Genomic DNA, 9301 nt, shown 5'->3' with positions numbered 1-9301 from the left:
CCATCACCAGCACCAACAAACAGAAACCCCAGCACGGCAACAAGAAGAAGTCCACCAACCCGAGACCCCGCCGAACAGGTTAAAACTCAAGCTAGATGAAGACTCCTTCATCCGGGCCTCACCTGTGGATCAGGGTGGCCGCGCACGATCGTTCTCGTGATCCTGACGCTGGTGGTCTTCGCGGTGGCGGTGGTGCTGTGGACGTGCACCCCGCTGGACGACACGTTCGTCGCCCTGGCCGCCGTCGTGGCCCTGCTGCTGTTCGGCGTCCTGCCCGCCTCGGCCCTGGCGGTGCTGGGCGGGTCGACGACGTGGCTGCTCATCGCGGCCTTCGTGCTGGCCGGCGGGGTCTCGGCGTCGGGGCTGCCCGCGCGCCTGGCGACCTCGCTGGTGGGGCGTGCCCGCTCGGTGCGCGGGCTGATGCACCTGACGGCGTTCGCCTTGCTGCTCACGGCTTTCTTCGTGCCGTCCACCTCAGGCCGTGCCGCCCTGACGCTGCCGGTGCACCGGGCACTACGGGTGAACGAGCGGGTGTCGCGGGCGCTCGGCGTGCTGTTCCCGTCGGTGATCCTGCTGACCGCGGTGGCGACCCTGGTGGGGGCGGGGGCGCACCTGATCACCAGCGCGTTGCTGGAACAGGCCACCGGGGAGGGGATCGGGTTCGGGCAGTGGATGCTGCTCGGGCTCCCGCTCGCGGTGGTCAGCGCGCACGTGACGGCCGAAGTGGTGTTGTGGCTGTTCACGAGCCGTGCGGACCGCGCGGAGCCGTTGACCGGCCACGCGGAGCCGCTGGACCCGAGCGACGAGCCCACGGTCGTGCTCGCAGCGCGGAGCGAGGGTCCCCTCCCAGGGGTCCCCTGTTCTAATTCTCCCAGACAGCACCGACAGTTTTCGGCGCTCACGAGGCCCGAGATCACCTCGCTGGTCATCGTCGGCATCGTCTCGGCGGGGTGGCTCACCGAGTCCTGGCACCACGTCCCGCCCGAGGTCACCGCCCTTGCCGGCGCCGTCGCCATCACCGCGCCCCGACTCGGCACCACGACGCTCAAAGCCGCGTTCGCCGAGATCCCGTGGTCGCTCCTGCTCTTCATGGCCGCGACCACGATGCTCGGCTCGGCCCTGGTCAGCTCCGGCGCGGCGCACACCATCGCCACCCTCATCAGCCCGTCGCACCTGCTGCCGACCGTGATCGCGGTGAGCCTCCTCGCGCACCTCCTCATCCAGTCCCGCTCGGCCCGCTCCTCGGTGCTGGTCCCGATCGTCATCCCGCTCGCCGCGGCCGCCGGCATGAACCCCGCCGCGCTGGCGTTCGCCTCCACCGCGGCCGCCGGCTTCTGCCACACCACCACGGCGTCCGCGAAACCGGTCGCCCTCTTCGCCGGCGCCTACAGCCCGCGGGACCTGCTCAAGCTCTCGGCGGTTCTGGCGCCGATCACCGGCGCGCTCGTCCTCGCGTGCGCCGTTCTCCTCTGGCCGCACCTCGGCCTGCCACTGAAATGAGGTCACCGATGCGTTTCCTGGTAGCTCCCAGCGGTTTCAAGGAGTCTCTGGACGCGTGCGACGTCGCCGACGCGATCGCACGCGGCATCTACCGCGTGGTGCCCGGCGCGATCGTGGACAAGGCACCGCTCGTGGACGGCGGCGAAGGCTCGGCCCGAGCACTCGCCGAAGCCACGAACGGCACGCTCGTCCCCGCGCTCGTCACCGGACCGGTCGGTGAGCAGATCCCGTCCCACTTCGCGTTGCTGGGCGGCCCCGGCCCTCGCGCGGCCGTGGTCGAGATGGCCGCGGCGGCAGGGCTGAGGCTCGTCCCCAAGCACCACCGCGACCCGGCGACGACCACCACGTACGGCGTCGGTGAGCTCATCCGCGCCGCGCTGGACCTCGGCGTCGACCGCATCCTGGTCGGCTGCGGCGACTCCGGCACGTCGGACGGCGGCGCGGGCGCGCTGCAGGCGTTGGGAGCCCGCATCACCGACGCGCACGGCCGCGAGATCGGACGCGGCGGAGCGGCCCTGGCCCGCGCCACCGCGCTCGACCTGTCCGAAGTGGACCCGAGGCTGGACAAGGCCGAGATCACCGTGGCCTGCAACCAGCACAACGTCCTGTGCGGCGATCGGGGCGTGGCGAGGGTGTTCGGCCCGCAGAAGGGCGCGACCCCGGCCCAGGTCGACCTGCTCAGCGCCGCTCTGGACAACTGGGCCGACCTGCTCGGCCCCGGCGTCCGCACCATGCCGGGCGGTGGCGCGTCCGGAGGGCTCGGCGCCGGCCTGCACGCGCTGGGCGCCACCCTGCTGCCGCGCTTCGACGTCGTCCTGGAGCACTCCGACCTCGACGCCCGCCTGCCCGAGGCCGACCTGGTGATCACCGCGGAAGGCGCCATCGACGGCCAGACCCCGCACGGCAAGGTGCCCGCGGAGGTGGCGCGCCGGGCCAAGAAGCACGGCAAGCCCGTCATCGCGCTCGCCGGCACGATCGGGGAGAACGCCCGCGCCAACCACGACGCCGGCATCGACGCCTACGCCAGCATCATCGCCGCACCCGTCACGCTCGACACCGCGATGGCCACCACGGCAGAGCTCCTCACCGACGCCACGGAGCGCACCCTGCGACTGCTCCTGGTCGGCGCGGCCCTCACACGATGATCTCGACCTCCTTGCGGAGCTCGGCGCCGTCCAGCAGTTCGAGGTCGTCGCCGCTCCAGAACCGGCCGGGGTCGTACCAGTTGGGCCTGCGCTTGGGCAGCAGCCCCATCTCCTCGTACGTCACGGCCACGATCTCCGCGCAGAACGCGCTCTCGATGCTCGCGTCACCTCTGGGCCCCAACGGAACCCGCCCGCGCAACCACCGCGAGGCGAGCTTCGCGGTCGAGGGGAACGGCGTGCCGTCGAGCCGCGCCACCGTCCGCAGCGCCGCGTCCTCCATCTCGCGCGTCACCTCGTGGTCGAGCTGCCGCAGCCAGGCCCGCTGCTTGTACTTGTCGTGCCACGTCACGACCGCGTCGCGCAGGTCGTGCAACTGGGCGCCGCGCTGGTGCGTACCGCTCCACATGTCCTTGAGGGACTTGCCGAGCTCGGCGTGCCACATCAACGGCGGCATGTCGTCGATCACGATCGCCATGCCGACGTGGTTGACGGGGCTGTTCGTCATGGCCTGGATCGCCCGGTCCGCCGCACTGCGCCCCCGGAACACCCACACGTCACCGGTGCGGGTCATCTCGACGGCTTTGTCCAGTGTTGTCGCCATGGCCCAGTAGCCTAGGCACATGAAGCTGTGGAAGGTGATCGGTATGGCCGCTTTCGCGGGTGTCGCGGCGAGCGGCGTGGTCGTCGCCCGCAACCAGCGCCGCCGCGCCGCCTACACCCCGGACCAGATCAGGGAACGTCTGCACCAGCGGCTGGCCGAGGCGTCCGCTCCCCGTTCGGAATGAGCCGGTAGGCACAAAGGACGCCACGAGCGCCGTCCCCAGCGTCGCCTCGGTGAAGGTGCCCGCGCGTGTCCACGCCGACAGCACGGTCCCGAGCACCGCGATGCCCAGCGCCGCGCCCGGTTCGCAGGCGCCACCGCGAGGGCGGGGCAACCCGGCAGCGGCACCGTGAACGCCAGTTGCCGCCCGGTCGGCGACCACTCGTGGCGCAGTACTTTCGCTTGGTGCGGTGGGACCACGGCGCCCCGCAGCGCGCGGGCTCCGCCCACCGGGATCGCCGGCCCCGGAGCTGCGAACAGCCGCTGCGCCCGGCCGGCACGGGCAGGCACGGTCCACACCTCGTCGGCACCGTCCCGCGAGGCGGGGTAGGTCAGCGAACGGCCGTCCGGACGCCAGCGCAGGTCGGTGATCCGCTCGGCGCCACCGGAGACCGAGACCACCTCCCGCGCCATCTCCGGCGCGGCCACATCCATCACCAGCACCCTGCTGGTGACCTCGTTCCCTGCCCACCATGGACGGCATCGAGGTCACCCGGCGCATCCTCGCCGCCGACGGCGCCACCCAGGTGCTCGTGCTCACCACCTACGACACCGACGCCCACGTGTACGAAGCGCTGCGTGCCGGCGCCAGCGGGTTCCTGGTCAAGGACGCACCACCGGAGCCGGTGATAGAGGCCATCCGTGCGGTCGCCACCGGGGACGCACTGCTTTCGCCGTCGGTGACCCGGCGACTGCTGAACACCGTCGCCGCCACCCTGCCCCGCAGCAACAGTTCGCACTTCGCTGGGCTGTCCACACAGGACGCGGAGTTGCTGAGGCTGATCTCGCGGGGCCGCACCAACGCCGAGATCGCCGGCCAGTTGAACCTCACGGCAGCGACGGTGAAGACGTACGTCTCCCGGCTGCTCACCAGGATCAACGCACGAGACCGGAGACATGCTGTCGTTCTCGCCTACGAGCACGGCCTGATCCGACCAGGCCAGTGAACACCCTGCTCGACCACGCCACCCCCGACACCCGCACCTCCAGGCGGCGCGAACGAGATCGAACTCGGGACGGAGGGGTCCCGATTGTGCGTGCCGCCGGATATGTGATCGACGGATCTGGGCGGGGCCGCCCATTTGGTTACCAGAAGTGCCTGAACACAACTGCGCTCACTCACTCGTGTCAACAAAGTGAGGTTCGGTTTTTCTCTTTTGGACACGGGTAGCTGGTTCTCAGGGCCATCGACGCACCTGGAGGTATCCGATGTTGTCCCAAGCACGTGCTTGTCGGCGCGTCGCAGGCGCTGCTGCGATCGCGGTGGTCATGAGCGTTCTGGTTCCGGTGGCCGCACACGCGGAGGAAGGTGCGGAGGACCACGCCGCAGGGTCGCAGATCGCCAAGCACGAAGGCACCGCTGAAATGCCCATGACACCACCGGATCTCGGGGTCGACAACGTGGGGCGGGTGGACGGCATCGACGTCAGCAGCCATCAGGGCGCCGTCGACTGGGGACACTGGTGGCGGGCGGGCAAGCGGTTCGTCTACATGAAGGCGACCGAGGGCACCGGCTACCGCAATCCCAAGTTCACCCAGCAGTACAACGGTTCCGCGGCCGTCGGCATGATCCGGGGCTCGTACCACTTCGCGCTGCCGAACCGTTCCGACGGCGCGACGCAGGCGCGGTTCTTCGTGCAGAACGGCGGCGGCTGGTCGCGGGACGGGCGAACCCTTCCGGGCACCCTCGACATCGAGTACAACCCGTACGGCGGCGACACGTGCTACGGCCTGAGCCCTGCCGCGATGGTGAACTGGATCCGCAGCTTCAGCGACACCTACCACGCACTGACCAAGCGCTGGCCGGTGATCTACACGTCCACGCAGTGGTGGGACAAGTGCACAGGACGCAGCGGCGACTTCAGCTCCACCAACCCGTTGTGGCTCGCCAGGTACGCGGCCACGGTCGGCCCCATGCCCCACAAGTGGCCGGTGCACACGATCTGGCAGTACACCTCGGCGCCGATCGATCAGAACGTGTTCAGCGGTGGGGTCGACCGGCTCACCGCGCTGGCTACGGGATGAACGTTCCACCGCGGAAGTTGGGACTCGTCCTGCTCGTTTTCCTCACCGCGGTGTCGTTCACCGTCGTGGCTTCTGCGTTGCACCTCAAGCGATTCGGGCTCGCCGTCGAAGGGCTTGAACATGGTGCGGTCTTGAAGGCGGCGGCCGTGCGCGAGGTGAGTGTCACCGCTGAGGACCCGCGCGGATTGGACAAGGTGGACGTGTTCGTCGACGACGAGCCCGTTCCGACTCGTCGTGACGGGGACAGGCTTCGGCTCGACGGCTTCGAACTGGTTGAAGGCATGCACACGCTGCGTGCTCGGGTCCGCGATGCCTCAATGCTATGGCTGGACGCCGAGATCGAGCACAGCTTCACGATCGACGACACCGCGCCATCGCTCACCATCGACCGGACCGAGGTGGCCGATCCGCGCACCTCCATCACTGTGCGCGGAACGACCGATGAAGCGGTGCTCGTACGGGTCGGTCAGAACTCCGCGCGACTGCTCGGCGGGACGTTCGAAGTGACCGTGCCGTCGGCGGCGACCGTGTTCGTGGAAGCACGCGATGCGGCGGGAAACGCGACGGGACAGCACGTGACGGTACCGGTCGTGTGCCCCGCGATGCGGGTGGCGCATCTCGACCCGGGGGAGTGGACGTCACCGCACTCACGCCGGGCGGTGTTCGCGATGGCCCGCAAGGACGAGATCGACACGGTCGTGCTCGACGTGAAGGACGAGACCGGTCAGATCCCTTACCTCTCGAACGTCGTGCTGGCCGGCCAGATCAATGCTGTGAGCGACCGCTACGACCCGCGAGCAGCCGTCGACCAGCTCCACCGGGCAGGGTTGCGTGCCGTGGCACGAGTGGTGCCGTTCCGCGACCCGCTGTTCGCGAAAGCGGCGTGGCACGCTGGATTGCGGAGCCACGTCGCTCACAACGGCGCCCTTGTCTTCACCGACTCGAGTCATCCCGAGGTGCGCGGGTACGTCGTGGCGCTCGCCCGTGAGGCGGCATCACTCGGCTTCGACGACGTCCTGCTCGACCACGGCGGAGACGAGCTGCCGGCGAGCTTCCTCGCTGAGGCGCGAGAGGGCGTGCGTGCTGCGGGCGCTCGCCTTGGAGTTGTTGCGACACAAGGCATCGCGGACGCGTCAGCCGACGTTGACTTCGTGGTGCAGCCTTTCGGCTGAGGCCGATGGCGAGCCCTCGGTGGTGACATTCGTCGAGCTGTGTCACCAGAGAGGGCGGTTGCCCGGTCAGAACCGGTTGCAAAGTCCTTCTGCGGGTACTTCGCCAGCACAGCGGCAATCGCGCACGTTCAGGAAGGACCGGCAATGACCATCGAAGACCTCCTGGACGGCGGAGAAGCCCTCACAGGCGAAGAACGGCCGACATTCCGCGCGCGATGGTTCGGCTATGACCGTGACCAGGTGCACGAGGAACTGGCCCGGCGTGAGGCCCAGGTAGCTCTCATCCGCGCCGACCGGGATTCGGCTCTCGCCATGGCCGAGGACCTCACCCGGTACCTCGAAGGAGCCCGGCTGGAACTCGGCGAGCACCGGACCCATCACGCCGGATACGCCAAGGGTGACGCCGTCTCGGGGTGCATCCGCTACCTGCTGCACACCAGGAGCCGCGTCGCCGGGGAAGCCGCTGATCAGCGGGTGCAGCTACCGAATGAGGCCGGACGGGAGTCCCAGCGCAGGCTCGCTGAAACCGGCGCACACGCCTGCGACATCGTCGGACGCGCTCTGCGGGAATCGCGTGCCACGCTCGACGATCTCTTCGAACGGCACCGTGCGCTGGAAGACTGGTACTCCTCCGCTGCGCACGCCCTGAAGTTGCCATTGCAGCCGTCTCGGACGTACGCCGAAGCATGCGCGGGGGACAGCTTCACCCGATAGCGGGATGCGAACGAGGCTTCAGCCTGTTTGGCCTGATCATCAAGCGAAACAAGTCCAAACGCCGGGACCAAACGCCACTCGAAGGTGTGATTCGAGTGGGCTCGACCAGGTCGAAGCATGATTGATGATTTGGTGTCCCTTGATCGTTTGGCTATGGTCTTGCCGGACTTGCGGAAGGTGCGCAATGCCGACACTTTCCTTTCTGAAGGATTCAACAGAGGAGATTTTCGTGCTGAAGAAGGCAGGGGCGGCCGTCGCTATCGCGGGCGCTTTTCTCGGTTTCGGTTCCACCGCGATGGCTGACGCCCCCGAGCTGGACCTGTCGCACCAGGTCGGCGGTGTCAACCTGGAGGACTCCGAGGTGCTCAGCGATCTGAACGCCTGCTTCATCGACGTCAACGTCATCGCGGTGCCGGTGCTGTCGGACAACGACAGCGGCCTGTGCGCCAACCCCGACGACAAGTGACGTGAGACGGCGCCCGTAATGACGACGCGCCGTCCTCGGACTGGGGAACGGAGCCTTGGCAGGGGTGCCTGGTTCCGTTCCCCACTCGTAGCACGCGCAGATCGAACGACGGTTCATGAGGAGAAATCATCATGCTGAGGAAGGCTTTCGCCGCAGCCGCTGTGGGCGCGGGTTTTCTGATGATGGGCACGCCCGCGTTCGCGACGCAAAGTGGCGCGATGGACGACCTGACGGACCTCGTCCCGAAGCACGACCACCAGGTGAGCCTGATCAACATGCAGGACGCCGAACTGCTCAGTGACATCAACGTCTGCCACGTCGACGCGAACGTCATCGCGGTGCCGGCCTTCTCCGGCAACGACGGCGAACCCTGCGTGGACCTCGACTTCGAGGATGAGCGCTCCCACGGGGAGCGACTCGGAACGCTGGCCCACGCCACAGCACGTCACGCCGTCGGCGCACTGACTCCTACCGGCTGACCACTTCTGTGGCCCGAGGCGACTACTCCACGATCGCCGGCTTGTCCTCATCCTTCTCGGGCGAATCCTGACGTTGTGGGTGCGGCGGGGTGGGCCCCGAGGCTGTGACGTGTTCGAAGATTCATGTCTGCCTGTGCTGGGCATCCGAAGCCACGTAATCCTGAGAATCAGGCGTTGAGGAGGACCGCATGGGCACCGACGACAAGATCGACGCCAAGGCCGACCAGCTCAAGGGCAAGGTCAAGGAAGGCGTCGGCGCCGCGACCGACGACGAGGCCCTGAAGGCCGAGGGACAGGCCGACCAGACGAAGGGTCACCTGAAGGAAGCGGTCGAAAAGGTCAAGGACGCCTTCAAGTAGGACTGACTCACTCACCACTTCGCATGAGCGTGCATCCTCGATGCACGCTCATGGCGTTTCTCCCGATCTGCAGTTCGGGTCGGCACCCGTCCCTCCCACGGCCCTCACCAGGACGCCGGTTCGGCGTCGTGCACGTACCGGGCGACCTGGACGCGGTTGGTGACCTCCAGCTTCGCGAACACGCTGCCGACGTGCGTCTTGACGGTGGCCAGGCCGAGGTGCAGCGATTCGGCGATCTCGGCGTTGGACAACCCCTCGGCGACCCCGGTGGCGACCTCGCGTTCACGGTCCGTCAAGCGGGCGAGCAACGCGCGGGCCGTGCGTTGCCGCGAGCCGTCGCCCTGCCTGGTGGCCACGGCGATGAGCCGGCTGGTGACGCTCGGCGACAGCATCGGCTCACCGAGCGCGACGCGGCGCACGGCGGCGACGATGTCGGCGGGCCGTCCATCCGGGGCATCCGGATGTCCATCAGGACGACGTCCGGTCGTTCGCGCGCGATCACGCCGATGGCGTCCCGCCCGTCGGCCGCCTCGCCGACGACGTCGATGTCGTCGGCGCCGCCCATGATCATCCGCAGGCCTGCTCGTACCAGCGGGTCGTCGTCGACGATGAGCGTCACCG

General features: G+C 68.5%; 11 protein-coding genes and 1 pseudogene. 10 read left to right on the top strand and 2 right to left on the bottom strand.

Annotation, left to right across the window (positions count from 1 at the left end; translation table 11 throughout):
• The first annotated feature begins 156 nt into the window (after window positions 1-156).
• Entirely contained in the window at window positions 157-1500 is a 1344-nt protein-coding gene (locus AB0M48_RS45080; protein ID WP_363855396.1) for an SLC13 family permease, read from the top strand.
• A gap of 8 nt (window positions 1501-1508) precedes the next feature.
• Window positions 1509-2645: a glycerate kinase gene (locus tag AB0M48_RS45075; RefSeq protein ID WP_363855393.1), complete on the top strand. Its 1137-nt coding sequence runs from the start codon at window positions 1509-1511 to the stop codon at window positions 2643-2645.
• Here AB0M48_RS45075 and AB0M48_RS45070 read toward each other — a convergent pair.
• Window positions 2635-3246, bottom strand: coding sequence for a hypothetical protein (locus AB0M48_RS45070; RefSeq protein WP_363855390.1), 612 nt, complete (start codon window positions 3244-3246; stop codon window positions 2635-2637). The genes AB0M48_RS45075 and AB0M48_RS45070 overlap by 11 nt on opposite strands.
• A 19-nt stretch (window positions 3247-3265) precedes the next feature.
• On the opposite strand from AB0M48_RS45070, the gene AB0M48_RS45065 reads away from it, so the two are divergent.
• The 8 genes from AB0M48_RS45065 (at window position 3266) to AB0M48_RS45030 (ending at window position 8680) form a co-directional block, all read left to right on the top strand.
• The gene (locus AB0M48_RS45065) at window positions 3266-3430 is read left to right on the top strand and encodes a hypothetical protein (RefSeq protein ID WP_363855387.1); all 165 of its coding nucleotides are present in this window, start codon (window positions 3266-3268) and stop codon (window positions 3428-3430) included.
• 508 nt (window positions 3431-3938) lie between these two features.
• Window positions 3939-4412: a response regulator transcription factor gene (locus AB0M48_RS45060; protein ID WP_363855384.1), complete on the top strand. Its 474-nt coding sequence runs from the start codon at window positions 3939-3941 to the stop codon at window positions 4410-4412.
• Window positions 4413-4734: 322 nt separating this feature from the next.
• Window positions 4735-5490, top strand: a complete 756-nt coding sequence (locus AB0M48_RS45055) for a lysozyme (RefSeq protein ID WP_363855381.1) — start codon at window positions 4735-4737, stop codon at window positions 5488-5490.
• Window positions 5487-6662, top strand: a complete 1176-nt coding sequence (locus AB0M48_RS45050; RefSeq protein WP_363855379.1) for a putative glycoside hydrolase — start codon at window positions 5487-5489, stop codon at window positions 6660-6662. The genes AB0M48_RS45055 and AB0M48_RS45050 overlap by 4 nt, the downstream gene beginning before the upstream one ends.
• Before the next feature lie 144 nt (window positions 6663-6806).
• Complete coding sequence (locus AB0M48_RS45045) at window positions 6807-7376, top strand: hypothetical protein (RefSeq protein ID WP_363855377.1); 570 nt, start codon at window positions 6807-6809, stop codon at window positions 7374-7376.
• A gap of 229 nt (window positions 7377-7605) precedes the next feature.
• Window positions 7606-7842, top strand: a complete 237-nt coding sequence (locus AB0M48_RS45040) for a hypothetical protein (protein WP_363855374.1) — start codon at window positions 7606-7608, stop codon at window positions 7840-7842.
• Window positions 7843-7973: 131 nt separating this feature from the next.
• Window positions 7974-8321 (top strand): hypothetical protein, encoded by a 348-nt coding sequence (locus AB0M48_RS45035; RefSeq protein ID WP_363855371.1) that lies wholly within the window; start codon window positions 7974-7976, stop codon window positions 8319-8321.
• A 188-nt stretch (window positions 8322-8509) separates the two neighbouring features.
• On the top strand, window positions 8510-8680 hold the full coding sequence (locus tag AB0M48_RS45030) for a CsbD family protein (RefSeq protein WP_363855368.1): 171 nt from the start codon (window positions 8510-8512) through the stop codon (window positions 8678-8680).
• 104 nt (window positions 8681-8784) lie between these two features.
• On the opposite strand, the pseudogene AB0M48_RS45025 reads toward AB0M48_RS45030, so the two are convergent.
• Window positions 8785-9251: pseudogene (locus AB0M48_RS45025) on the bottom strand (response regulator transcription factor).
• Window positions 9252-9301: the final 50 nt, after the last annotated feature.

Source organism: Lentzea sp. NPDC051208, assembly GCF_040682435.1.
Classification (GTDB): Bacteria; Actinomycetota; Actinomycetes; order Mycobacteriales; family Pseudonocardiaceae; genus Lentzea; species Lentzea kristufekii.
This window is presented reverse-complemented; position numbering and strand designations above follow the sequence as displayed.

What these genes read in the sequence shown, in the direction of transcription:
- AB0M48_RS45035 (WP_363855371.1), top strand. Translation starts at nt 7,974, where the DNA reads ATGCTGAGGAAGGCTTTCGCCGCAGCCGCTGTGGGCGCGGGTTTTCTG.
- AB0M48_RS45050 (WP_363855379.1), top strand. Translation starts at nt 5,487, where the DNA reads ATGAACGTTCCACCGCGGAAGTTGGGACTCGTCCTGCTCGTTTTCCTC.
- AB0M48_RS45075 (WP_363855393.1), top strand. Translation starts at nt 1,509, where the DNA reads ATGCGTTTCCTGGTAGCTCCCAGCGGTTTCAAGGAGTCTCTGGACGCG.
- AB0M48_RS45060 (WP_363855384.1), top strand. Translation starts at nt 3,939, where the DNA reads ATGGACGGCATCGAGGTCACCCGGCGCATCCTCGCCGCCGACGGCGCC.
- AB0M48_RS45065 (WP_363855387.1), top strand. Translation starts at nt 3,266, where the DNA reads ATGAAGCTGTGGAAGGTGATCGGTATGGCCGCTTTCGCGGGTGTCGCG.
- AB0M48_RS45070 (WP_363855390.1), bottom strand. Translation starts at nt 3,246, where the DNA reads ATGGCGACAACACTGGACAAAGCCGTCGAGATGACCCGCACCGGTGAC.
- AB0M48_RS45045 (WP_363855377.1), top strand. Translation starts at nt 6,807, where the DNA reads ATGACCATCGAAGACCTCCTGGACGGCGGAGAAGCCCTCACAGGCGAA.
- AB0M48_RS45030 (WP_363855368.1), top strand. Translation starts at nt 8,510, where the DNA reads ATGGGCACCGACGACAAGATCGACGCCAAGGCCGACCAGCTCAAGGGC.
- AB0M48_RS45055 (WP_363855381.1), top strand. Translation starts at nt 4,735, where the DNA reads ATGAGCGTTCTGGTTCCGGTGGCCGCACACGCGGAGGAAGGTGCGGAG.